The 24,888-nt window shown below is 53.5% G+C and carries 21 protein-coding genes and 3 tRNA genes; 3 read left to right on the top strand and 21 right to left on the bottom strand.

Translation table 11 applies throughout. The annotated features are described in order from the left end of the window. Nucleotides 1-4: 4 nt before the first annotated feature. Both rpsF and yjfP read right to left on the bottom strand, forming a co-directional pair. On the bottom strand, nt 5-397 hold the full coding sequence (gene rpsF / locus GW579_RS09525) for a 30S ribosomal protein S6 (protein WP_013573776.1): 393 nt from the start codon (nt 395-397) through the stop codon (nt 5-7). A gap of 151 nt (nt 398-548) precedes the next feature. Beyond that, nucleotides 549-1,298, bottom strand: a complete 750-nt coding sequence (gene yjfP / locus GW579_RS09520) for an esterase (RefSeq protein WP_165058839.1) — start codon at nt 1,296-1,298, stop codon at nt 549-551. A gap of 281 nt (nt 1,299-1,579) precedes the next feature. Between yjfP and GW579_RS09515 the strand changes: the two genes are divergently transcribed. Then, nucleotides 1,580-3,529: a methyl-accepting chemotaxis protein gene (locus GW579_RS09515; protein WP_165058837.1), complete on the top strand. Its 1,950-nt coding sequence runs from the start codon at nt 1,580-1,582 to the stop codon at nt 3,527-3,529. Nucleotides 3,530-3,624: 95 nt separating this feature from the next. Next, nucleotides 3,625-3,936, top strand: a complete 312-nt coding sequence (gene bsmA / locus GW579_RS09510) for a biofilm peroxide resistance protein BsmA (RefSeq protein ID WP_165058835.1) — start codon at nt 3,625-3,627, stop codon at nt 3,934-3,936. On the opposite strand, the gene GW579_RS09505 is transcribed toward bsmA, so the two are convergent. The 15 genes from GW579_RS09505 to nnr form a co-directional block, all read right to left on the bottom strand. Continuing rightward, on the bottom strand, nt 3,937-5,568 hold the full coding sequence (locus tag GW579_RS09505) for an isovaleryl-CoA dehydrogenase (RefSeq protein WP_152325322.1): 1,632 nt from the start codon (nt 5,566-5,568) through the stop codon (nt 3,937-3,939). It lies immediately after the preceding gene. Nucleotides 5,569-5,704: 136 nt separating this feature from the next. Then, the gene (gene rlmB / locus GW579_RS09500) at nt 5,705-6,448 is read right to left on the bottom strand and encodes a 23S rRNA (guanosine(2251)-2'-O)-methyltransferase RlmB (protein WP_014411562.1); all 744 of its coding nucleotides are present in this window, start codon (nt 6,446-6,448) and stop codon (nt 5,705-5,707) included. Between the two features lie 92 nt (nt 6,449-6,540). Continuing rightward, entirely contained in the window at nt 6,541-9,039 is a 2,499-nt protein-coding gene (gene rnr / locus GW579_RS09495) for a ribonuclease R (RefSeq protein ID WP_165058833.1), read from the bottom strand. A gap of 41 nt (nt 9,040-9,080) precedes the next feature. Beyond that, on the bottom strand, nt 9,081-9,506 hold the full coding sequence (nsrR, locus tag GW579_RS09490; protein WP_165058831.1) for a nitric oxide-sensing transcriptional repressor NsrR: 426 nt from the start codon (nt 9,504-9,506) through the stop codon (nt 9,081-9,083). A 228-nt stretch (nt 9,507-9,734) separates the two neighbouring features. After that, the gene (locus tag GW579_RS09485; protein WP_152325325.1) at nt 9,735-11,033 is read right to left on the bottom strand and encodes an adenylosuccinate synthase; all 1,299 of its coding nucleotides are present in this window, start codon (nt 11,031-11,033) and stop codon (nt 9,735-9,737) included. A gap of 144 nt (nt 11,034-11,177) precedes the next feature. After that, nucleotides 11,178-11,378 carry a DUF2065 domain-containing protein gene (locus GW579_RS09480; protein WP_101078281.1) on the bottom strand — a complete coding sequence of 67 codons (201 nt, stop codon included), beginning with the start codon at nt 11,376-11,378 and terminating at the stop codon, nt 11,178-11,180. Between the two features lie 94 nt (nt 11,379-11,472). Next, nucleotides 11,473-12,477, bottom strand: a complete 1,005-nt coding sequence (gene hflC / locus GW579_RS09475; RefSeq protein ID WP_165058829.1) for a protease modulator HflC — start codon at nt 12,475-12,477, stop codon at nt 11,473-11,475. A gap of 2 nt (nt 12,478-12,479) precedes the next feature. Further along, nucleotides 12,480-13,772: an FtsH protease activity modulator HflK gene (gene hflK / locus GW579_RS09470; RefSeq protein WP_152325327.1), complete on the bottom strand. Its 1,293-nt coding sequence runs from the start codon at nt 13,770-13,772 to the stop codon at nt 12,480-12,482. A 33-nt stretch (nt 13,773-13,805) separates the two neighbouring features. After that, nucleotides 13,806-15,110 carry a ribosome rescue GTPase HflX gene (gene hflX, locus GW579_RS09465; protein ID WP_014333660.1) on the bottom strand — a complete coding sequence of 435 codons (1,305 nt, stop codon included), beginning with the start codon at nt 15,108-15,110 and terminating at the stop codon, nt 13,806-13,808. A gap of 98 nt (nt 15,111-15,208) precedes the next feature. Continuing rightward, nucleotides 15,209-15,517, bottom strand: coding sequence for an RNA chaperone Hfq (hfq, locus tag GW579_RS09460; protein WP_013573763.1), 309 nt, complete (start codon nt 15,515-15,517; stop codon nt 15,209-15,211). Nucleotides 15,518-15,631: 114 nt separating this feature from the next. Further along, a complete protein-coding gene (miaA, locus tag GW579_RS09455; RefSeq protein WP_165058827.1) occupies nt 15,632-16,573 on the bottom strand; it encodes a tRNA (adenosine(37)-N6)-dimethylallyltransferase MiaA in 942 nt (313 codons plus the stop codon). Then, a complete protein-coding gene (mutL, locus tag GW579_RS09450; protein WP_165058825.1) occupies nt 16,566-18,470 on the bottom strand; it encodes a DNA mismatch repair endonuclease MutL in 1,905 nt (634 codons plus the stop codon). Before mutL ends, miaA begins: the two co-directional genes overlap by 8 nt. Nucleotides 18,471-18,504: 34 nt before the next feature. After that, entirely contained in the window at nt 18,505-20,292 is a 1,788-nt protein-coding gene (gene amiB, locus GW579_RS09445; protein ID WP_165058823.1) for an N-acetylmuramoyl-L-alanine amidase AmiB, read from the bottom strand. 7 nt (nt 20,293-20,299) lie between these two features. Beyond that, a complete protein-coding gene (gene tsaE / locus GW579_RS09440; RefSeq protein WP_152325331.1) occupies nt 20,300-20,779 on the bottom strand; it encodes a tRNA (adenosine(37)-N6)-threonylcarbamoyltransferase complex ATPase subunit type 1 TsaE in 480 nt (159 codons plus the stop codon). After that, entirely contained in the window at nt 20,776-22,302 is a 1,527-nt protein-coding gene (nnr, locus tag GW579_RS09435; RefSeq protein WP_165058821.1) for a bifunctional ADP-dependent NAD(P)H-hydrate dehydratase/NAD(P)H-hydrate epimerase, read from the bottom strand. Before nnr ends, tsaE begins: the two co-directional genes overlap by 4 nt. Here nnr and queG point away from each other — a divergent pair. Continuing rightward, nucleotides 22,301-23,455 carry a tRNA epoxyqueuosine(34) reductase QueG gene (gene queG / locus GW579_RS09430; protein ID WP_165058820.1) on the top strand — a complete coding sequence of 385 codons (1,155 nt, stop codon included), beginning with the start codon at nt 22,301-22,303 and terminating at the stop codon, nt 23,453-23,455. The genes nnr and queG overlap by 2 nt on opposite strands. Nucleotides 23,456-23,768: 313 nt before the next feature. Here the strand turns inward: queG and GW579_RS09425 are convergent. The 4 genes from GW579_RS09425 to orn form a co-directional block, all read right to left on the bottom strand. Then, a tRNA-Gly gene (locus GW579_RS09425) sits at nt 23,769-23,844 on the bottom strand. A 49-nt stretch (nt 23,845-23,893) separates the two neighbouring features. Next, nucleotides 23,894-23,969, bottom strand: a tRNA-Gly gene (locus tag GW579_RS09420). Between the two features lie 70 nt (nt 23,970-24,039). Then, nucleotides 24,040-24,115, bottom strand: a tRNA-Gly gene (locus GW579_RS09415). A 193-nt stretch (nt 24,116-24,308) separates the two neighbouring features. Then, a complete protein-coding gene (orn, locus tag GW579_RS09410; protein WP_152325334.1) occupies nt 24,309-24,854 on the bottom strand; it encodes an oligoribonuclease in 546 nt (181 codons plus the stop codon). Nucleotides 24,855-24,888: the final 34 nt, after the last annotated feature.

Raw genomic sequence — 24,888 nt, 5'->3', positions numbered from 1 at the left:
GCAATTACTCTTCAGAATCCCCAGCTTCAGCATCATCGTTAGCTTCAGCAAAGTCTTCACGGCGATCACGACGCTCGTCTTTTGCTTTAACCATTGGAGATGCTTCAGTTACCGCGTGTTTAGTACGCATAACCATGCTACGGATAACGGCGTCGTTGAAGCGGAAGTTAGTTTCCAGCTCATCGATCGCTTCCTGCGGAGCTTCAACGTTCAGCAGAACGTAGTGAGCTTTGTGCAGTTTGTTGATCGGGTAAGCCAGTTGACGGCGGCCCCAGTCTTCCAGACGGTGAATCTGACCAGCAGCGTTAGTGATTACTGCACTGTAACGCTCGATCATGCCCGGAACCTGTTCGCTTTGGTCAGGGTGAACCATAAAAACGATTTCGTAATGACGCATCGAATTGCTCCTTACGGATTATTCAGCCTCCTGTCAGGGTCAACCGCGGCCCATGGAAGCAAGGAACGTGTTTGTTGTGCGGTCGAAAAAATGACGCGCAATTATATGTACAGCCTGTGGGAAACTCAAGGAGAAAGGCAGATTAATTTCTCTACAGCTTTGCGGCGAAGAATGCCGTAGTTTTCGCCAGCGCATTCACCGACACTTTATGCTTCGCATCCGCTTCTGAAATAAACGTCAGGTTTGCATCCGCGCTATTCTCGGCGAGTTCCTGCCGCAGGCGCTGACTTTCGCCGAACGGGACGACATCATCCTGTTCACCATGCCAGACAAACAACGGCTTACCGGCAATTAAAGCCGCTTTCCCGCTGAAATCAAGGCTGAGTAACGGTGCAAATTCACGTTCAAACGCGTCGCGTTGCGCGGTGTCTTGCGTGTCGTAAGCCGGAAAAAGATGGTGCGATAATTTTGAAAAATAACCGGAACCCATCAAATTAGCCGCCACTTTTACCCACGGGAATTTTACCAGCGCGGCCATCGTCGTCATTCCGCCCATCGACACGCCGCCGACGCCCAATCTTTCAGAATCAGCCAGACCTTTGCCGACGAAGTGATCTTTCAGGACCGGTAACTCTTCGACGTTACCCTGCAAAATGCTCCAAAAATTCGCCAGCAGCCGGGCTTCATCCCCGTCCGCGCGTGCGCCATGCAGGCGGGCGTCGGGTAAAATAACGCGAAAACCGGCCTTCGCCAGCGTGTAACCAAAATAGGAGTAAATTTCTTTCGAAGAGGTAAAACCGTGATAGAAAAATATCGTCGGGAGCTGCTGCTGATATTGCCCGGCAGGAACGGCGTGAACAACCTGGATCCCGTCAATATTTTCTTCGTACATCTCAACCATCGGATACTCCCTTTACGCTTTCTGGCAAATGAATTTGGCTTCAGTCTGGTTTTCATTTTACCGGCCTGCAGCCAGCCGACCACAACCTTTTTCGTATGATTTATAACCATTTACTGAAGTGAAAGGAAAATCAGCTATTTTCATAAAATGAAAATTCACACATCGAGAATTATTTCATTGATTCAGATCAATTTTTTATGAAATAACCGGTTACATTTGAACGTTAATCCTTTCCCGTTTGCCGCCGTTAGTGCGCTATCAGAAGCAAACGGAAAAACACCATGAAAACGGCATCAAAACGCTCATTTCGCCGCTGGAGCATAGGCGCAAAACTGGCCAGTATCGCTTCGCTGCTGGTCGGCACCCTGTTTATTATTTTCACTTTGTCACTGACACACTCTGCGGGCAGACAGGTTAATGCACTGGCCGTTAACGCCATTTCAGAACAGGTGACCGGCGTCGTTGACATGATTGAGATGTATAACGCCAGCCTGAATGCCGAAGTGGACAGCTACACGCGCCTGTTCAGCCATTTTCTGCCTGAGAATTTCGAGCTGGATACCGCCAGCCCGGTGATGATCGGCAGTGAGTCTGCCCCTGTCATTAAAGCAGGCGGCAATCCCCTGAATCTTGATACGCGTATACCCGATGATTTTCTGGCACGCACCGGCGCGATCTCTACGGTTTTCGCCCGCCGTGGCGATGATTTTATCCGCGTGACCACTTCGCTGAAAAAGCAGGACGGCAACCGCGCCATCGGCACTTTGCTCGACAATACCAGCCCCGCTTACGCACAAATTATGGCAGGACAATCTTTTAGCGGTCTGGCGACGCTATTCGGCAAAAAATACATCACCAAATATCAGCCGGTTCGCGACGCGCAAGGCAGCGTGATTGGCATCCTGTTTGTCGGGGTAGATATCACCAAAGAATATGCAAACATGCGGGAAAAAATTCTTTCCAAACGCATTGGTGACCATGGGTATTTCTTTGTGCTCAATAGCGCGCCCGGTAAAGATCTCGGTAAATATCTGGTGCATTCCACTGATGAAGGCAAAACACCGGCCTGGCCTGAAGGCGAACTGCAACAGGTGATGGCGCAGCCAAAAGGCCAGCGCGAGTACACAGACACTGCCAGCCAGCACCAGCAATTCATGGTGTATGCCAGTGTTCCGGCATGGCACTGGGTCGTGGTCGGCAGCACGGATAAAGACAGCCTGATGGAGCAGGTGAACAGCACCCGTAATCACTTCCTGCTGATAAGCCTGCTGGCGCTGGCGTGCTTTGCCGCATTTTTCATCTGGCTGACGCGCAAACTGGTCAGCCGCCCGCTCAGTGACGTGGTCCATATCGCCCAGCAATATGCCAGCGGCGATCTGCGCGCCCGGGCACAAACGCAGCGTGTGGACGAAATCGGCGCGCTGATGCACGCCATCGACGGCATCGGTCATGGTCTGGAGAAGATTGTCGGTGAGGTACGGCAGGTTTCGTCCGAAGTCATGCTCAACACGCAGGGGCTGGCGCACGACAGCCAGCAGATTAATCAGCAGATCGGCACGCAGGCCAGCAGTCTGGAAGAAACGTCCGCCAGCATGGAGCAAATTACCGCCACCGTGCAGAACACCGCAGACAACGCCTCACAGGCAACACAACTGGTGCAACAAACCGATAAAGCCGCCACGGTCGGCGCAGATGCGGTGAATCAGTCCGTCGAAAGCATGGAAGCCATCAGACATGCCTCAACGCGCATTGCGGATATCACCACGGTGATTGAAGGCATCGCCTTCCAGACCAATATTCTGGCGCTGAACGCCGCTGTAGAAGCCGCCAGAGCGGGTGAGCATGGTCGTGGCTTCGCCGTTGTCGCCTCGGAAGTGCGGGCACTGGCACAGCGCAGTTCGAATGCGGTGAAAGAAATCGAAATGCTGGTGGCCGATTCCCTGAGTAAAGTGGAAGATGGCCATCAGAGCGCGGCAAAAACACAGGCGAATATGAGCAATATCTTGCAAGGGATCCGCCAGGTGAAAGTGCTGATGAGCGATATCGATGTGGCTTCGCACGAGCAGTCTTCCGGCATTTCGCAGGTGAACATTGCCATCATGCAGATTGGTAAAGCGACGCAGGAAAATGCCACGCTGGTGGAAAACTCACAGCAAACCGCGGCGGCGCTCAGCGAACAAGGGCGTCATCTCTCACAACTGGTGAGCGTCTTTAAAATTTCCGAACGGTAAGACGTGAAATGCGCGGCAATAAACGCCGCGCAGACTCGCCAGCAGACCGGTGTAAGGACTACACTTCAGGCATCGCCCTTTTACCGGATATCACAATGAAATCCCTCCGAATCTCCGCTGCGCTGCTGTTACTGGTTGCGCTGAGCGGTTGCAGTAATCTGATGCAAACCACGCCGGTTGCGCCGCCTGCCATAACAGCTAAAGCGCAGGAAATTACCCGTGCGCAGACCTCCACTCTCACCAAAATTGGCAGCATCACCGTCGATGTGATTGGCAGCCCGATGGATGCAGAAGCAGAAGTTCAGCGCCGCGCCGATGCGGCGGGGGCGCACTTTTACGTCATCATGTTTAACAGCGAAACCATTATTCCCGGCCGCTGGTATTCGCAGGCCACACTCTACCGCTGATTATTCAGCGCCGATCGCGCGGTTGAGCAACAGCTGGCACAAACGTTCCGGCAACAGCGTTTCACCGCGCGGATCGAGCACCATTCTGCACCAGGCGTCCGCCACCGGTGGCGAAGCAAATTCCAGCATCTGAGTTGCTGTCATCAGGTTAAACAACTGACTTGTCAGCCAGCGGCCATGCGCTTCTTCCGATGAGCGCAGGCGCTGTAAAAACTGGCGGGATGCCCGGTCAAATATGCGGTTTTGGCCGCGCACCTGATACAAGACCTGTTGCAGCATTTCTCCGCTGGCGGGTAATTTTTTGAGCGTGCGCAGAACATCCAGACACATCACATTCCCCGACCCTTCCCAGATGCTGTTGACCGGCATTTCACGGTACAAACGCGGTAACTCGCTGTCTTCGCAATAACCCAGACCGCCCAGCGCTTCCATCGCCTCAGCAACAAAAGGCATCCCCTGACGGCATACTTCAAACTTAGCGGCGGGTGTCAGCAACCGGCACAGTAAGATTTCCGCAGGAGTATCCTGTGCGCCGGACGCCGCCGCCAGTCGCATCAGCACCATCGTCTGACCTTCCAGCATCAGCGCCATGCGGCTCAGCGTCTGACGCATCAGCGGTTGTTCGATGAGGGGCTTTCCAAAAACCTGCCGCTGGAAGGCGTGATACAGCGCAACCGACAACGCCCGGCGCATCATGGCGTGGCTGCCCAGCGCACAGTCAAAGCGCGTATGGCCGCCCATTTTCAGGATATGTCGGATGCCTTCGCCCTCTTCGCCCAGCAGCCAGCCGGTGGCATTCTGAAACTCCACTTCGCTGCTGGCGTTCGACCGGTTGCCCAGTTTGTCTTTCAGGCGCTCAATGCGGACCGCATTGCGGGTTCCATCGGGCAGAATTCGGGGCAGGAAGAAGCAGGACAGCCCGCCGTCAGTCTGCGCCAGTACCAGATGCGCATCGCTTTGCGGTACGGAGAAAAACCATTTATGACCGACCAGATGATAAGGCTTTCCGCTGCCACGCCCTTCCAGCGCTGTCGCCCGTGTGGTGTTACTGAGCACATCGGATCCGCCCTGCTTTTCCGTCATGCCCATGCCGATCAGCACGCCTTTCTTCTGGTCGCCGGATTGCAGATGCGGATCATAGCGATCGGATAACAGGGGTTTAAGCCAGCCGCTGAATTCCGCTGGCAGCGTTTTTTGCAGTAAAGGGATCGCCCCAAAGGTCATGGTCACCGGGCATAACGTTCCCGCTTCAACCTGGCCGTGAAGAATAAAGCGCGCTGCACGGGCGACCGCCGAGCCGATGCGTGCATCCTCCTGCCACGGCAAATTATGCACGCGGTTGGCAATCAGCCCCTGCATCAGCAAGTGCCAGGCCGGATGAAAACGCACATCGTCGAGGCGTTCACCGCAAGGATCATAACGTAAAAGTTCTGGCGGATGAGTATTCGCCAGCCTTCCGAGCTCCAGCGATTCGGCAGAACCTAACTGTTGCCCGAGCGACGCCAGTACATCAGCATCCCAGCCAGCCTGCTGACGGGAAACCGCCTCGCGAAGCGGAGTGTCGGAAAGGAATAAATTGCTGTTACTCAGTGGTTTGGGCTGATTAAAAACCCGGTGTGTTTCCCAGTTCATCGCCTGCTCCCTGTTCAAAGGACATTGCGTAAGTATGGTAAAAATCGGGGAATTAACAGGCGGGCAGATCACAAAGGCAGAAATGCAAACGGGAGCCCTGAGGCTCCCGTTTCATCAGCAACAAAGAAAGCAGTAATCAGCTTTTCTTCAGGCCACGCTGACGTACCGCTTCGAACAGACAAACACCGGTTGCAACTGAAACGTTCAGTGAAGACACGCTGCCCGCCATCGGGATGCTGATCAGTTCGTCGCAATGTTCGCGGGTCAGACGGCGCATACCTTCACCTTCTGCGCCCATCACCAGCGCCATCGGGCCGGTCATTTTGCTCTGGAACAGGTCATGATCGGCTTCACCGGCAGTGCCGACGATCCAGACATTGTGTTCCTGCAATACACGCAAGGTGCGCGCCAGATTGGTCACGTTGATCAGCGGCACGTTTTCAGCCGCGCCGCTGGCAACTTTTTTGGCGGTCGCATTCAGTTTGGCAGAACGGTCACGAGGCACGATCACCGCGTGAACACCGGCCGCATCCGCGGTACGCAGGCAAGCACCGAGGTTATGCGGGTCAGTGACGCCGTCCAGCACCAACAGGAACGGGCAATCGAGGCTTTCCAGCAATGCCGGCAAGTCATTTTCCTGATACTGACGGCCTTCGCGCACGCGCGCGATAATGCCCTGATGCACTGCGCCTTCGGATTTTTCATCCAGCCACTGGCGGCTCGCCACCTGGATCACGATCCCGCTGGCTTCCAGTTCGTCGATCAGCGGTTTCAGGCGTTTATCGTCGCGGCCTTTCAGAATAAAAACTTCCAGAAAGCGTTGCGGATCGTTGTCGAGTAAGGCTTTAACGGAATGGATACCGTAGATAATTTCGCTCATGATGCTCTTTAAAATAGACTTGCGGACAGCAAGCTGTCCGCAATTTAATAAGGTTACAGGCGATTCTACCATAGAAGAATCGCCGGAAAGGATTAGCTGTCAGTCGACTTTTTCTTCGCGCGCTTGGCTTTGGTGGCCGCCGCAATTTTTGCCGTTTTATCAGAAGGCTTTTTGGCTTTCTTCGGCTTGCCGTCTTTACCGACTGCGCCGACCGCTTTCTCTTTCTTCGGTTTGGCCGGTTTCGCGTCATCTTTACGGAAGGCGCTGTCCGGCTCAAAGTTCACGTTTTTCTTACCGGTGCGACGACGCCCCGCATTGGCAGGCGCAGTGGAACGCATGGAACGCTCACCGCCTTTTTTGGCGCGGTCACGTGCGGTTTTGCCTTCACCACGCGCTTTACGGGTGCTGGAAACCAGTGCGAAATCGATTTTACGTTCGTCCATATGCACGGCTTCAACGCGGATTTCAACAGTATCGCCCAGGCGGTAAACTGCGCCGGAAGATTCGCCGACCAGACGCTGACCGATGTTGTCGTACCGGTAATAATCGTTGTCGAGCGAGGACACATGCACCAGACCGTCGATGAACAAATCGTTAAGGCGCACGAAGAAACCGAAACCGGTCACGCTGGCGATAATGCCGGTGAAGACTTCGCCGACGTGATCCTGCATGAAGTCACATTTCAGCCAGTCAGCCACGTTACGCGTCGCTTCATCCGCACGACGTTCTGCCATCGAACAATGCTCACCGAGCTGCAACATATCTTCGTAATCGCTGTGCCAGCCGCCGGTTGGCGTCCAGCGCTCTTTCAGCGTGCCGTGCTCTTTCGCCAGCAGGTATTTTATCGCACGGTGCAGGGCCAGATCCGGATAACGACGGATTGGTGACGTGAAGTGCCCGTAGGACTGCAACGCCAGACCAAAGTGACCACGGTTTTCCGGGTCATAAATCGCCTGTTTCATCGAACGCAGCAGCATAGTCTGCAGCATTTCGCGGTCAGGACGATCCGCCAGTTCATCCATGATCTGCGCATAATCTTTCGGCTCAGGCTTCAGACCGCCGCCCATGACCAGACCCAGTTCACCCAGCACGCTTCGCAGCGCGGAAATATGATCATCGCTTGGACGGTCATGTACACGGAACAACGCAGGTTCGTTATGTTTTTCAACAAAACGTGCGGCAGCGATATTCGCCAGGATCATGCACTCTTCAATCAGCTTGTGGGCGTCGTTACGCACGGTCGGTTCGACACGTTCGATGCGGCGCTCGGCGTTAAAAATGAATTTGGCTTCTTCAGTTTCGAATGCGATACCACCCCGTTCCGCACGTGCCTGATCCAACACTTTGTACATGGTATGCAGTTCAAGCAGATGCTTAACCAGCGGGCTGTACTGCTCACGCAGCTCAGGATCGCCTTCAATGATGCGCCAGACTTTGTTGTACGTCAGACGTGCATGGGAGCTCATCACCGCTTCGTAGAATTTAGAGCTGGTCAGCTTGCCCTGCGCGGAGATCGTCATCTCACAGACCATACACAGTCGGTCTACCTGAGGGTTCAGGGAACACAGGCCGTTGGACAGCACTTCCGGCAGCATCGGGACAACCTGCGACGGGAAGTAGACTGAAGTGGCGCGGCTGCGTGCTTCGTCGTCCAGCGCCGTGCCGTGACGGACGTAATAACTCACGTCAGCGATAGCCACCCACAGGCGCCAGCCGCCACCGCGTTTTTTCTCGCAATACACGGCATCATCGAAGTCGCGCGCATCTTCACCATCAATGGTGACCAGCGGCAGGCTCCGTAAATCCACCCGCCCTTTTTTGGCTTCTTCCGGCACCTGCTCACTCAGGTCTTCGACCTGTTTCAGAACCTGTGGTGGCCAGACGTGCGGGATCTCGTGAGTACGCAGCGCGATATCCACCGCCATGCTGGTGCCCATTTTATCGCCGAGGACTTCAACGATTTTACCGACCGCTTTAGTGCGGCGCGTCGGACGTTGTGTCAGCTCGACCACCACCATATAACCCATGCGCGCGCCGTTAATGGCGTCGGCCGGGATCAGAATGTCAAAACTCAGACGACTGTCGTCAGGCACCACAAAACCGGCACCGGCGTCAGTAAAGTAACGGCCCACGATCTGGCTGGTTTTCGGCACCAGAACGCGCACGATACGCGCTTCGCGGCGGCCTTTACGGTCGGTGCCAACCGGTTGTGCCAGTACTACGTCGCCGTGGATGCACATTTTCATTTGTTCAGCAGAAAGGTATACGTCGTCTTTCTTAACGCCTTCAAGACGCAGGAAACCGTAACCATCGCGATGGCCAATAACCGTACCTTTCAGCAGGTCCAGACGCTCCGGTAGCGCATAGCACTGGCGGCGGGTGAAGACCAGCTGTCCGTCACGCTCCATCGCGCGCAGACGACGACGCAGCGCTTCGAGCGCTTCTTCTCCGGACAGATTCAGTTCATTACCGATTTCTTCCCGGCTGGCCGGGGTTTCACGTTTCGCGAGATGTTCCAGAATAAATTCACGGCTGGGAATAGGTGATTCGTATTTTTCTGCTTCTCGTTCCAGGAATGGATCTTGTGACATAGCGGTTCCTCCGTTGTCATCAGCAGTTTGTTGAAAGTCTTTCATTCAACAAGCAATAATTTGTAGAGCGTTGAGTTATCTTTGACCATATCGGCCAGAGTGTACTGATTCAGCTCATCAAGAAAATGTTCTACAGCAGTGTGCAGGACTTGTTTTAGCCGGCAAGCGGGCGTGATATGGCAAAAATCACTGTCACAGTTAACCAGTGAAAGCGGCTCGAGTTCGCGAACCACATCGCCAATGCGGATTGTTTCCGCGGGTTTCCCCAGTTTAATGCCCCCGTTTTTTCCACGGACAGCGGTGACCAGGCCCGCACGGCTCAACTGATTAATGATTTTCACCATGTGGTTGCGCGATACACCATAAACTTCGGTGACCTGCGAAATGTTGGTCATCTGATCGCCTGGCAGGGATGCCATATAAATCAACGCTCTCAGACCATAATCAGTAAAACTCGTTAACTGCACACATACCTCTGGGTAGTTGTTTACCCGGTCTTTCCACGTCAGCAATGACAACAGGGTGAAGATGATTGTTTATTATGACACTTTGATGATAAACCAGCCGCGAACTTTGCAGCTAATCATTTAGATAGTGGATGCTTCGCGGGAAGTAAACAAGCGTGGAAGGTCAGAAAAAAATAAACCGGGCAAATTTGCCCGGTTATGACGTTTTTACACAATCAGCTCAGGCTGTTATGCGTCAAACGGGTCGCGCAGGATCATGGTTTCGCTACGATCCGGACCAGTCGAAATGATATCAACCGGAACTTCAGTCAGCTCTTCGATACGCTTGATGTAGTTCAGCGCTGCCTGCGGCAGATTTTCGACTTCTTTCACGCCAAAGGTGGTTTCGGTCCAGCCTGGCATGATTTCGTAGATTGGCTCGATGCCTTCCCAGCCTTCTGCAGCCAGCGGGGTGGTGGTCATTTCGCGGCCATCAGGCATGCGGTAACCGACACACAGCTTCACTTCTTTCAGACCATCCAGCACGTCCAGTTTGGTCAGACAGAAACCAGACAGGGAGTTGATCTGCACAGAACGACGTACGGCAACGATATCCAGCCAGCCGCAACGACGGCTACGACCGGTGGTCGCACCAAATTCGTTACCTTGCTTACGCAGGAATTCGCCGGTTTCGTCGAACAGTTCAGTCGGGAACGGACCTGCCCCCACGCGGGTGGAATAAGCTTTTACGATACCCAGAACGTAATCGACGTAACGCGGACCAATGCCTGAACCGGTAGCAACGCCGCCAGCGGTGGTGTTGGAAGAGGTTACGTACGGATAAGTCCCGTGGTCGATGTCCAGGAGCGTACCTTGTGCGCCTTCGAACATGATCAGATCGCCACGCTTACGCGCGCCATCCAGCAGCTCAGACACGTCAACAACCATAGCCGTCAGGATGTCGGCGATAGCCATGACATCATCCAACGTTTTCTGGAAATCAACGGCTTCTACTTTGTAGTAGTTAACCAGCTGGAAGTTATGATAATCGATGATTTCTTTCAGCTTGATAGCGAAAGTTTCTTTGTTGAAGAGATCGCCAACGCGCAGACCGCGACGGGCAACTTTATCTTCATAAGCCGGGCCGATGCCGCGACCGGTCGTGCCGATAGCTTTATCGCCACGCGCTTTTTCGCGCGCCATGTCCAGTGCGACATGGTAAGGCAGGATCAGCGGGCAAGCTTCAGACAGTAACAGACGTTCGCGTACAGGGATGCCACGAGCTTCAAGTTCGCCCATTTCTTTCATTAAAGCGTCAGGTGCCAGAACAACACCGTTGCCGATGATGCTGATCACGTTCTCACGCAGAATGCCAGACGGAATTAAATGAAGAACGGTTTTTTCACCGTTGATAACCAGAGTGTGACCGGCGTTGTGACCGCCCTGATAGCGCACAACATATTTAGCCCGTTCAGTAAGCAGGTCTACGACCTTGCCTTTCCCTTCATCACCCCATTGTGTGCCGAGTACGACGACGTTCTTACCCATCTCAAGAATCACCAGGTTGCTTAAAAAAGGATTCTAACATCTCATTCTGTGCTTTCCAGTACTTTTAGCACACGTTTGCGGGAAAAATTTTAATTGCGTGCTACCGGTCTCAACAGGACGTGACACGCTGAACGTAACAAAACCTCAACCACCCAGACGACCACGCAACATGTAGTAAATTACGAAGCCTGCGACCACAAGACCCCCGCCAAAACGACGTAAAACGGAGTCCGGAAGATTCGCCAGAGTGAGGATCATTTTTCTCCACGATTTTGGATAAAGCATCGGCCCCAGGCCTTCCAGAACCAAAACTAAGGCCAGCGCCAGCCAGATTGTCGAATTCATGGTGAATGTGTCTCAGTGATTCCCTTCAACAGGAAAAGGAGTTTCAGAAATGACAAAAGGCCCGCGAAGGGCCTTTTGGAAATTGCATCAGCAATTATTTGTTTTTTAGCTGGTCAGGTGACTTCATAAAGCGGAAGAAGTCGCTGTCAGGGCTTAACACCATGACATCGTTACCGCTCTTGAAGCTGGCCTCATAAGCACGCAGGCTACGGATGAATGCGTAGAAGTCCGGATCCTGGCTGAATGCATCAGCAAACAGTTTCGCCGCTTCGGCATCGCCTTCACCGCGGGTGATACGGGCAGTACGTTCTGCTTCAGCCACTGTACGGGTTCTTTCGTAATCCGCCGCTGCCTGAATCTTAGTCGCCTCTTCTTTACCCTGAGAAATATGGCGCAATGCCACCGCATTACGCTCTGCGCGCATACGGTCGAAAATCGCGCTGGACACTTCTTCCGGCAAGTTGATTTGTTTCAGACGAACGTCAACCACTTCAATACCCAGCGCCGCCATGCTGTTCGGGTTCACCGCAGGCTGTTTGCCTTTGGTTTCCTGCTCAACACGTTTCGCCGCAGACGCGATCGCATCATCAGCTTCGGTTGTCGCTTCCGGCTCATCACCTGCGCTACCGGTGTTCAGCGCGTCACGCACATCCAGCGTCAGACGACCGCGGGAATCGGTCACGATGTCTTTCACATCCAGACGACCAATTTCAGAGCGCAAACGGTCACTAAATTTACGTTTCAGCAGAACTTCGGCCTGAGAGACGTCCCCGCCGCCCGTTGCCAGATAGTAACGGCTGAAATCGCTGATACGCCATTTCAGATAGGAATCGACGATCAGGTCTTTCTTCTCGCTGGTCACGAATCGGTCAGCCTGGTTGTCCATGGTCTGGATACGCGCGTCAAGCATTTTGATAGATTCCACAAACGGAACCTTGAAATGCAGACCCGGTGCATACACCAGAGGCTTGTTATCGCTGTCGCGCAGGACTTTGCCGAAACGCAGCACGATACCGCGCTGACCTTCCTGAACCACAAACAGTGAAGCATAAAGCGCCACCAGCACCACAACGACGATAAGTAAAAATGACTTACGCATTGTTATTCTCTCCCTACGCGAAGTGTATCGTCACGCTGTGCATTAGCACGGCGCTGGTCCATGACACTGCCAGACGAACGGGAACTGCTGTTATCGGCACTGCTTTTGCCATTACTGCTGGTCAAGCCCGGCACAGAAGGTAACAAACCTGCGTCATCATTTTTGCTGGTGTCGTTCGCTGCCGCGTTATTTCCGCGCAGCATCTGATCCAGTGGCAATACCATCAGGTTATTTCCTTTGTCACTCACCAGAACTTTACGGGTGTGACTGAGGACTTTTTCCATGGTTTCGATATAAAGACGCTCGCGGGTAATTTCCGGTGCGGCTTTATATTCTGGTAACAGTTTGGAGAACCGGGCCACTTCACCCTGCGCTTCCAGAACGGTACGGTCTTTATACGCTTTCGCGTCTTCCAGCAATCGCTGTGCTTCACCGTTTGCCAGAGGCTGGATCTGGTTCGCGTAAGCTTCTGCTTCACGAATAGACTGCTGCTCTCTTTCACGGGCGGCAATCGCGTTATCGAAGGAAGCTTTCACTTCTTCCGGCGGACGCGCGGTCTGGAAGTTGACGTCCTGAATAGTAATACCCATTTTGTACGGACGAATGGTTTCTTCCAGTACACGCTGAGTGTCGCTACGCACCGTGGTACGGCCTTCAGTCAGGATTTTATCCATCGTGTATTTGCCGATAACGCCACGCAATGCGCTGTCCGTTGCCTGGCTCAGGCTGTCGTCAGGGTTGGCAACGCTGAAAAGGTAAGCTTCAGGGTTTGTCACGCGATACTGCACGTTCATTTCGACGCGTACCACGTTCTCGTCAGAAGTCAGCATCACACCAGACGCGGCCAGTTCACGTACCGACTCGACGTTCACTGCGCGAACCTGATCGATGAAGGTCGGTTTCCAGTTCAGGCCCGGCTCAACCAGATGGCTGAACTTACCAAAACGGGTGACCACACCACGCTCAGCTTCTTTAATGGTATAGAAGCCCGTCGCCGCCCAAATCACAACCACCGCGGCAACCGCGATGCCCGCAATGCGGGTACCACTCATCCCGTGACCAGAACCGGTTGGCGCGCCATTGTTGTTATTGTTGTTGCCTGAACCTTTTCCACCGAATCCACCCAGCTTCTTGCTGAGTTTACGAAAGATATCGTCCAGGTCAGGTGGCCCCTGATTGCGGCCGCCTTTGTTGTCATTATTTCCACCAGAATTTCCACCAGAGTTGCCGCTATTATTGCTGCTGCCCCAGGGGTCGCGGTCCTGTCCGTTATTACCGGGCTGATTCCACGCCATGTTATAGCTCCATTATTCTATGATTGGTGTTCTTCAGGCTAAATCAGACAGGCTCTGGTTGCGGACATAGCTTTCCAGTTCCTGCTCTTGTTTGCAGAGGCGACGCCAGTCAACAATGGGCATTCGCACCATCAGACCGATACTGCCATCCTCTTCAATCCATTCTTTTTCAATGGCCTGAAGCTGGTAAAAACGGCTACGAAGGCGGCCAGCTTCCGGCGGCAGGCACAATTCATGCTGCGCAATTTCGCCAGATAACCGCTCCGTTAACGCCTGAAAGAGCAACGGAATACCTTCACCTGTCACGGCTGAGAGCCAGACCCTGACCGGCAAATTCTCCTCGTTGCGGTCAATACGCGGGACAAAATCATCCAACATATCTATTTTGTTCATCACTAACAGCGCAGGAATTTCATCTGCTTCAATCTCTGCCAGCACCGTATTAACCGCGTCAATATTTTCCTGAACACGGATGTCCGCTGCATCAATCACATGTAATAACAGAGATGCCTGTCGGGTTTCCTGCAACGTTGCCTTAAAGGCGGCAACTAAATCATGGGGCAGGTGACGAATAAACCCTACGGTGTCTGCCAACACTGTTTCCCCGACATCTGCCACCATAATGCGGCGCAGCGTAGGATCCAGCGTAGCAAACAACTGATTGGCCACGTAAACATCGGCCTGAGTGATACGGTTAAAGAGTGTAGATTTTCCGGCGTTGGTATACCCCACCAAAGACACCGTCGGAATATCCGCACGAACGCGCGAACGGCGACCCTGTTCACGCTGCTTAGCCACTTTTTCAAGACGGCTGAGAATTAAAGTAATCCGGTCCCGCAGTAAACGGCGGTCCGTTTCGAGCTGGGTTTCACCCGGGCCACGTGCACCAATGCCGCCGCCCTGACGCTCAAGGTGTGTCCAGCCGCGAACCAGTCGGGTAGCAATGTGGCGTAATTGCGCCAGTTCTACTTGTAACTTACCTTCGTGAGTTCGTGCCCGCTGGGCAAAAATATCTAAAATCAAACCGGTGCGGTCGACAACGCGACATTCGCATAAGGCTTCCAGGTTTCGTTCCTGGCCGGGGGACAAAGCGTGATCGAACAGGATGACAGACGCGCCCGTTGCTTTGACGGCATCTGCGATTTCTTGGGCCTTTCCTTCACCGACAAAGTATTTAGGGTGCGGTGCCTTGCGGCTCCCGGTGACGACTTGCAACGCCTCTACACCTGCAGAAGAAACCAGCGATTCAAATTCGCTCAGGTCTTCCGTGTCTTTGTCTTGCGAGAAATAGATATGAACCAGTACGGCCTGCTCACCGGCTTCATAACGGTCAAACAAGCTTGCGACCTCTCATTTGGGAAAAATTCGCCAGCCGGGGGTGCATAAGCATAATCGGAATACTTATGAACCCCTTCGTGGTTGACCAACGTTGCGCTTTATTCAGCGTCATCGTTTTCCTGCTGCGGCTGTTGCGCAGACGGAGTACTACCTTGGTGATAATTGTTGGTGCTGCCCGAACCTGGATTATTGCTATGGTGTGACACCGGGCGGGAAGGCACTACGGTGGAGATAGCGTGTTTATACACCATCTGGCTTACCGTATTTTTTAACAGAATGACAAACTGGTCAAAAGACTCAATCTGGCCTTGCAGCTTAATACCATTCACCAAGTAAATAGAAACCGGAACACGTTCACGACGCAATGCGTTCAGGAACGGATCTTGCAAAGATTGCCCCTTAGCCATTCTATCTTTTCCTTATTAGTTTGTTGTTTGTAACTTTGAGCCTATCGGCTCGAAAATAAATCACATAAAAAATTTGCGCGCTGAGTACTCATCAATTGTACACAATCACCCAACCTATGCACTAACAACCTGAATTACACGGTTTAAGGCCTCTTCTGGCTTCTCAGAATCGAGCCATTCGACACCCTCCCAACCCCGCAACCAGGTCATCTGACGCTTGGCCAGTTGTCGTGTCGCGCAAACACCACGATAAACCATTTCATCGTAATCGAATTCACCAGACAAATATGACCACATCTGGCGATAGCCTACACAGCGAATAGAAGGCAAATCGGTATGCAAATCGCCCCGAGCTATCAGCGTTCTGACTTCGTCTTCAAAACCATTGGACAACATCTGACTAAAACGTTCCTCGATCCGCGCATGTAATGTTTCACGGCGGGTCGGGGCAATCGCAAACTGATGAACGCGATAGGGTAACGTTTCACCCGAAATTTTAGTCAGTTCCGTTAAAGTTTTACCCGAAATATAAAAAACTTCCAGTGCTCTGGACAGTCTCTGCGGATCATTCGGATGAATTCGCATAGCCGCGACGGAATCAATTTCGCTCAGCTGGCTATGAAGTGCTTCCCAACCCAGCTCTGCGGCCTGTTTTTCAATGCGTTCGCGCACAGCCGGATCGGCGGGCGGCAACGGTGAAAGTCCTTCGAGCAATGCCTTGAAATAAAGCATAGTCCCACCCACCAATAACGGGATCTTATTGCGCGAGGTTATTTCTGCCATTTCGCGTAAAGCATCCGCACGAAAGTCAGCGGCAGAATATGCGCGGGTCGGGTCGAGAATATCAATCAGACGATGTGGTGCTTGCGCCAGTTCTTCCGCCGTCGGTTTCGCGGTGCCGATATCCATGCCACGGTAGATCAGTGCGGAATCCACACTGATTAACTCAACAGGCAGATGTTTCATCAGCGACATCGCCAGTGCGGTTTTACCGGATGCGGTCGGCCCCATAATAAAGATCGCCGGGGGAGCGGTGTGTTTTTCAGAATCAGTCATGCTTAAAAGCCGCCAGCGCGGACTGTAAATCAAGAGGTTGCAGAAGTCCGGAGGGAGGCGCTTTAACCAAATGTGGGCAAAGCCGCTCAACGTCCGTGAGTAATTGTATGGCTTGTGAAACTGACCAGACCTCGTGTTCGCAGCCACAGTGGCGGGCAAACCACATAGCTACCGCATCAGAAGTCACCTCCTGCTGAACAGCAAGGTAACCTAACAGATCAGGTATCAACTTTTGTAAATTTTGTTGGCGTAATGGTAAAGGTACCGCGCGAACCGTCACACGCTGTGACTCGCTGAGCATTTCTAAACCAAAATGCTGTAATAGCGTCTGATATCTCGCCAGCGCGGCGATTTCTTCTTTACTCAACGTCAGCTTTAGCGGGATCAGCAAAGGCTGCGGGCGAAGCCCTTCTTCCGGCGGTGTCAGTTGCGCCCACTTCAGCCAACGATCGGCCACCGGCAACGATAAAAGCACCAGCTGCTTTCCGCGTTCCAGCAACGCATATTCCGCCGAACAGACCGTCAGTACGCGCCCGAAACTCTGGCTGTGCGCTTCAAGTGCCGGTTCAGCCAGTGTACGAGCGGCGGATGGCGCAGGCTTAGCGGGTTGTGCCACGACCGGAACCGGTTCCTGCAAAGAGAAATCCCCGGCGGCAGGCTGCAAAAGCTGCTGATAGGGCTTTGCTTCATTGCGGTTGTATGCCGGTTCAGAACTCCGGAATGTCGGTTCGCGCGGCGCGCTGCTTCGGGCAGTTTCAGGAAAAACATTTTCCCGTAGGGTCTGAGCCGGCTTTTTATCTGCGGGCTGTGAGAAATGATTTCCCCCTGCCGCCTGCCGGTTTTCCGGCTGCCAGCGCGGTGCTTCTGCCTGCAACTGCGGTTCTTCAAGCACCGGATTGCCTGCCTGTTGTAAAACAGACATGACAGCCTGATAGATGAAATCATGCACCAGCCGCGACTGATGGAAACGCACTTCATGCTTGGCCGGATGCACATTCACATCCACCTGATGCGGATCGACATCCAGGTACAACACATACGCAGGCTGCTGATCGTCTTTTAACTGATCCTGATACGCCTGGCGGATCGCATGATTAATCAGACGATCTTTCATCATACGGTTATTCACGTAGCAATATTGCATGTCAGTCAGGCTGCGCGAACCCGCGGGGTCAGCAACCCAGCCGCGGATCGCCAGATCGCCGTGGCTCCATTCAACTTCCAGCGCATGTTCAACGAACGTCGGGCTGCAAATACTGGCCAGGCGGCGGGAAGACTGCGACGGATCTTTCACGGCGCGGTACTGCCGGATCAGTTTGCCGTTGTGGCTGAGATTGACGGAAACGTCAAAGCGCGCCAGCGCAATGCGACGGACGACTTCATCGATATGGGTAAATTCGGTCTTTTCGGTGCGCATAAATTTGCGCCGGGCTGGCGTGTTGTAAAACAGATCCAGCACTTCAACGGTAGAACCCTGCGGATGCGCGGCCGGTTTGACGGTTACCGCCATGTCGCGGCCTTCGGCGTACGCCTGCCAGGCTTCCTGTTGTTCTGCGGTGCGTGAAGTCAGGATCAGGCGTGATACCGAGCTGATACTGGCCAGCGCTTCGCCGCGAAAACCGAGGCTGAGAATGGCCTCCAGATCGTCGAGGCAGGTGATTTTACTGGTGGCGTGACGCGCCAGCGCAAGAGCCAGATCGTCTTTACCAATCCCGCAGCCGTTATCACGAATACGGATGAGTTTGGCGCCGCCACGATCGATATCAATATCAATGCGCGTCGCACCAGCATCCAGACTGTTTTCCACCAGTTCTTTCACCACGGAAGCCGGTCTTTCGACAACTTCACCGGCCGCTATCTGATTAGCAAGCTGCGGCGGCAATACCTTGATCGGCATATCGGCTCCTGTGGCTGGCGGCTATAAACCGCCGTTATGACTGTGGAATCGTTAAGGTTTGGCCGAGCTGCACCTCGCCAGACTTCATGTGATTCGCCGTTTTGATGTCATTCATGCTGACACCGTATTTGCTCGCTATCGCAGAAAGCGTGTCGCCGCGTTTCACCGTATGTTTTGCCGGTTTCTTCGTTGCTTTGGCCGTCGTAGCAGAAGCGCGCGATGACGATGCTGTAGAAGTGCGGGTACCAGCTGGCACTTTCAATCTCTGGCCGACCCAGACGCCATCTTTTTTCAATTTGTTCAGGTCACGCAGCGCCGCGTTGGTCGTTCCGTAGCTACTGGCAATGCCGGTCAGCGTCTCACCACGGGTGACTTTGTGGATTTGCGTTGCCCCGCCGGAAGCCGCAGTGGCTTCAATCGGGCCGGGCTGACTGACGGAAGAACTGGCTGATGTATCGCTTCCCGCTGCGCTATCACTTGCCGCCGATGCTGATGCCAGCAGCGGACGGTTTTCGACCTTTGGGCCGTTTTGTATCGGATGCGACTGGAAATAATTACGCAGGCCAATGTGAATGGCTCGTGCAATTTTATCCTGGTACGCGCTGCTGCCCAGCAGCCGCTCCTCGGTTGAGTTACTGATAAAGCCGGTTTCTACCAGCAGAGACGGGATATCCGGAGAACGGAGTACGCCTAAACTGGCGTGTTCCGGTTTGGCTTTGTGTAGCGAGCCGACCGAGCGAAGTTCCCGTAAAACGCGGGTCGCCACGTCATAACCCACGCGCTGGGAATGGCCGAACTGTAAATCCAGAACCGCCTGGCTCAGGTAAGGGTCAGACGCAGTATTCGCCAGTACATCGCCTGCACCGCCGAGTAATTCTGATTGTTTCTCGTGTTGTTCCAGCCAGTTACCCATTTCGCTGTTCGCGCGACGGTTAGACAGAACCCACACCGACGCCCCGCGCGCACTGCGGCTTGGCGCCGCATCGGCGTGAATGGAGACCAGGACGTTGGCGTTTTTCTTACGCGCCACGTCAGAACGCCCCATAACGGAAATGAAATAGTCGCCGTCGCGGGTCAGCACCGGTTTGAACATCGGGTCGGCGCTGAGCAATGTCTGAAGCTTGCGGGCAATAGCGATAGTGACATTTTTTTCTTTCAGGCCGCCGCCGCCAATAGCGCCCGGATCCTGCCCGCCGTGACCGGCGTCGATCGCGACAATAATTTTACTGTCGCTGGTGGAAACAGTGGAAGAACGTGAGTTGTCCGGCGCGACGGTGGTAGCGATAACTTTCGTCTGATCATTGGTAAACGGATTCGATTTTTGCGAGGCGTCTGGCGTGACGGTAGCATTCGGCGACGGCGTATTGGTGACCTTGGAAACCGGCGCATTGCGGCGCGGTGCGGCCGATGCATTCATGGTCAGCACAACGGTGTACTGGCTGCCGTCTTTTTGTTTCGTCGCGTTGGTTCTGACTTTCTGATTCAGTTCAAAAACCAGACGCTGACTTTGCGCATTCGGCGGCGTACTCGCGCGCACGCGGGTCACCAGATTCTGGCCGTTAAATGTCAGCGGCAACCCTTTCATCACGCCATCCTGACGGATATCCATGACAACGCGTTCGGGGTTATGCAGCGGAAAAAAAGAATAATCCGGCGAGCCGTCAAAGGTAATCGTCACCGTCGACTGCATTGCGCCATTGGAAACATTGATGTTTTTCATGCCAGCCGCCAGTGCGGCGGACGGAATCAAAACAACAAAAAGCAGCAGCGTCGACAAAAGTATTGCGGCTGAATGGAAAAGAGAGGTGAAGCGTAAGTTCATCGCGCGGTCATCCTTGCTGTTGAACACGATGCAATAACGTAACACCGGCTTGCGACACTGCGACCAGTTTCGCCGTGCGCGCCAGAGGCTGCTCCTGCGATGAATAGTCCAGCGTCAGTTCAATATCCGGCTCGGGTAAAACACCTGCGCCTTTCTGCGGCCATTCCACCAGACAAATGGAATCCTGCGCGAAATAATCACGGATCCCCATAAATTCCAGTTCCTCCGGATCGGCAAGGCGATATAAATCAAAATGATAAACAGCGATATTGCTCAGCTGATAAGGCTCAACCAGCGTATAGGTCGGGCTTTTCACGTTGCCCTGATGCCCTAATGCCTGAAGAAAACCCCGGCTAAAGGTCGTTTTACCGGCGCCCAGATCACCATAAAGATGGATAACCGCAGAGCCTTCGCAGGCTTTCGCCAGTGAAGCACCTAATTGCAGCGTCGCTGCTTCGTCGGGTAAAGAGATATTAAGTTGATTCATTCAGATATCTGTTTCTTCAGGTCTGGATTAACTAACGGGGGAATCACCGCTAAAAGGTCAGTCGCCAGCATACCGCGCGTTCCCTGCCGGTGGGCGATTTCGTCCGCAGCTGCGCCATGAACTACTGTGCCCGCGCAGGCCGCATCATATACATCGAGTTTTTGAGCCAGTAATCCGCCGATAATACCAGAAAGTACGTCGCCCATGCCGCCCGATGCCATTCCGGCATTACCGACGTCGGCAACGGCGAGCCCGCCGCGTTCACTGGCGATCAGCGTGCCTGCGCCTTTCAGGACGACCACACCGCCGTAGCGTTCAGTAAGTTTTCTGGCAGAAAGTAAGCGATCACTCTCAATATCCTCCACACTGCACCCGAGTAAACGAGCTGCTTCGCCGGGATGCGGTGTCAGTACGCGATTTTGCCGTTTCCCGGGATTGATTGCCAGCAGGTTAAGCGCATCGGCGTCCCATAACGCCGGTTTATCCGATTTTTCAGCCTGCTCTACCGCCTGCCGGCCCCAGTCGCGTTGTCCAAGCCCCGGACCGATGACCAGAACGTCTGCCCATTTCAGGCCTTCTTCCAGTGATTTCGCCGTGAGCTCCTGCACCATCAGTTCAGGTCTTGCCGTCAGCAAGGGCCCGGCGTTTTCAATGTGAGTAAGTACTCGCACCAGACCTGCACCGCTACGCAGCGCGGCTTCAGACGCCATGCGGATGGCACCGGCAAAACCTGTGTCGCCACCAACCACCAGCAAACGTCCATGATCGCCTTTGTGCGAACAGGGACGACGCGGATGCAACCATTGCGCCAGCTGCGTTGCGTCCAGCCGTTGCAGGTGCGGAAGATGTCCGCCCAGCCAGCTTTGCAGCCCGAGCGGATCGCAATGCAATTTCCCGACGTAATCTCGCGCCTGGCCGGTCAGTAAGCCGGGTTTCAGGGCAATAAAGCTGAGCGTGTGCGTGGCGTGAACCGCCTGTCCGGCGGCCTGCCCGGTTTGGGCATCCAGACCCGAAGGGATATCTAAAGAAAGAACCGGAACCGGCGTCGCGTTAATGTTTTCGATGAGCCCGTCGTAGGGCGCGCGCGGTGCAGACGTCAGGCCGGTGCCCAGCAAACCATCGATTATGAGATCAATATCCTGCGGCCATTGCGTATCAGCAGCGCCGCTTTCTCCGCCCGCTTTCTCCCAGCCCAGACGCGCTGATTCTGCTTCATCAGGCAGCGGCTTGTGGCTGTCGACCGCCAGCAGCGTCACCCGAATTCCAGCCTGCTTAGCCAGACGGGCAACTTCATAACCATCGCCGCCATTATTGCCGTGCCCGCAAAATATCAGCCAGTGCCGCGCGTCAGGAAATTGGCGCTGAGCCATCAAAAAAGCCGCTTTGGCCGCGCGCTGCATCAGGGTAAACAGAGAAATCCCTGTTTCCTGCGCCGCCTGGCGCTCAGCTTTTCGCAGCCAGTCAGCAGAAAACACGGAATGTGGTAAACTCGCCTCGTTTCGTTTTTCACGTTGGTTCGTCATGACACTCCCTCTCGATCTCGTTCAACTGGCTCAACATATCAAGCAATGGGGCCAATCGCTAGGCTTCCAGCAGGTCGGCATCTGCGATACAGACTTATCCGCAGAAGAGCCCAAACTCCAGGACTGGCTTGATAAACAATATCATGGCGAGATGGAATGGATGGCACGCCATGGCCTGTTGCGCGCACGCCCTCACGAGCTTTTGCCCGGCACATTGCGGGTGATCAGCGTGCGCATGAACTATTTGCCCGCCAAAGCCGCCTTCGCCAAAACCCTGAATAATCCGCTGCTCGGCTATGTCAGCCGGTATGCGCTCGGCCGTGATTATCACAAAGTGTTGCGCCAGCGGCTGAAAAAGCTCGGCGATATGATTCAGGCGTATTGCACTGAACATGCTGACCAGACCGTGACTTTCCGTCCTTTTGTCGATTCCGCCCCGGTGATGGAGCGCCCGCTGGCGGCCAAAGCCGGTCTTGGCTGGGTAGGTAAACACTCACTTATCCTCAACCGTGAATCCGGCTCCTGGTTCTTTCTCGGCGAACTGCTGATTGACCTGCCGTTGCCGGTTGATCAGTCACAGGAAGAAAAGTGCGGCAAATGCGTGGCCTGCATCACTACCTGCCCGACTGGCGCCATTATCGCGCCTTATACCGTGGATGCGCGTCGCTGCATTTCTTACCTGACGATTGAACTGGAAGGCGCGATACCCGAAGAATTCCGGCCCATGATGGGTAACCGCATCTATGGTTGTGACGATTGCCAGCTGATTTGTCCGTGGAACCGTTATTCACAACTGACGGATGAAGAGGATTTCAGCCCGCGTGCGGCGTTGCATTCGCCGGAGCTGATCGCATTATTTGGCTGGACGGAAGAGAAGTTTCTGCGCATCACCGAAGGCTCGCCTATCCGCCGTATCGGTCATTTGCGCTGGCTGCGGAATATTTCGGTGGCCCTGGGCAATGCGCCCTGGTCGGAACAGGTGCTGGACGCGCTGAATTCACGCGCAGGTGAAAATCCGCTGCTGGATGAACATATTGAATGGGCAATCCGGCAACAAACCGAAAGAAGAAATGAACATCGTATTGAAGTGCAAACTTCGCAGCAGAAACGGCTGATACGTGCTGTTGAAAAAGGTTTGCCAAGGGATGCATAACAAATCCCAAATCACATTACCAGATAAGCTATATTTTCTGTGCATAAAAATAAAAATGCTTTGCCAATCAATTGCAAAAAAAAGAGCAAGTGATCGTCATAACGTTTTGTTATAAATTTATTTTTAATAAAATCAAGTGATTATGAATTGGCAATATGTGCAGCACAAAAAACGGACAGTGTAAAAAAACAGCTAAACCTGTGGATAAGTCTGTTTAAAAAATTACTACAAACCGTGTAATGATCGTCTGAATCACGCACGAAATATGCACGAAAACGCTGCTGAGAAATGAAAGTAAACCGAAGAAGAAAATTGGAGCGGGAAACGAGACTCGAACTCGCGACCCCGACCTTGGCAAGGTCGTGCTCTACCAACTGAGCTATTCCCGCATTGAGATGCTGATTGCATCCGCTGTAAATTTACAGCTTTTGAAATTTTTGGAGCGGGAAACGAGACTCGAACTCGCGACCCCGACCTTGGCAAGGTCGTGCTCTACCAACTGAGCTATTCCCGCGTCGCATGGCACTGCATGTTTTACATCTACATGATAAATCTAAAACACTTAAAACAAACACTTAAAAATTTGGAGCGGGAAACGAGACTCGAACTCGCGACCCCGACCTTGGCAAGGTCGTGCTCTACCAACTGAGCTATTCCCGCTCTGCGCACTCAACGAAATTCTTCATCGGTACGGGGTGCGCATTATACGAGAAATCCTTTTAGCCGCAAGCCCCTGAAAGCAAAAAAACGTTTTTTTTGTTCAAGTGCTGATTAAAACAGCAAACCGGCGATTTAAGAAGCGAAACACGGTGATTTCGTGCTTCGCACCGCAGTAAAAAAGATTTCAGGTATTTTAGAGATTAATAAAATGATCGCGGTAATACGCCAGTTCAGCCACGGATTCACGAATATCATCCAATGCCTGATGCGTGTTTTGCTTCTTAAAGCCGCTCAGCACTTCCGGTTTCCAGCGGCGCGCCAGTTCTTTCAGGGTGCTGACATCCAGATAACGGTAGTGGAAGTAGGTTTCAAGCTCCGGCATGTACTTAAACAGGAAACGACGATCCTGCCCGACGCTGTTGCCACAAATTGGCGATTTACCTTCCGGTACCCACTCGCGCAGGAACTCAATCGTCTTTTGCTGCGCGGCATTATCGTCAAACGGACTGGCTTTCACACGATCGACCAGACCACTACCGGTGTGCGTACGGACATTCCAGTCGTCCATTAGCGCCAGTTGTGCGTCAGACTGATGAACTGCCATCACCGGGCCTTCAGCCAGAATGTTCAGATGCGCGTCGGTGACCAGCGTCGCAATTTCAATAATACGGTCTCGCTCAGGATCCAGACCGGTCATCTCAAGGTCGATCCAAATCAAATTCGAGTCATTTGCAGCCATGATGCGTCCTATTACAATGAAAGAGATATAGCTG

Origin of the sequence: Rahnella contaminans (assembly GCF_011065485.1) — a bacterium.
Classification (GTDB): Bacteria; Pseudomonadota; Gammaproteobacteria; order Enterobacterales; family Enterobacteriaceae; genus Rahnella; species Rahnella contaminans.
The sequence above is the reverse complement of the archived record's forward strand: the minus strand, read 5'-3'. Positions and strand labels throughout refer to the sequence as shown.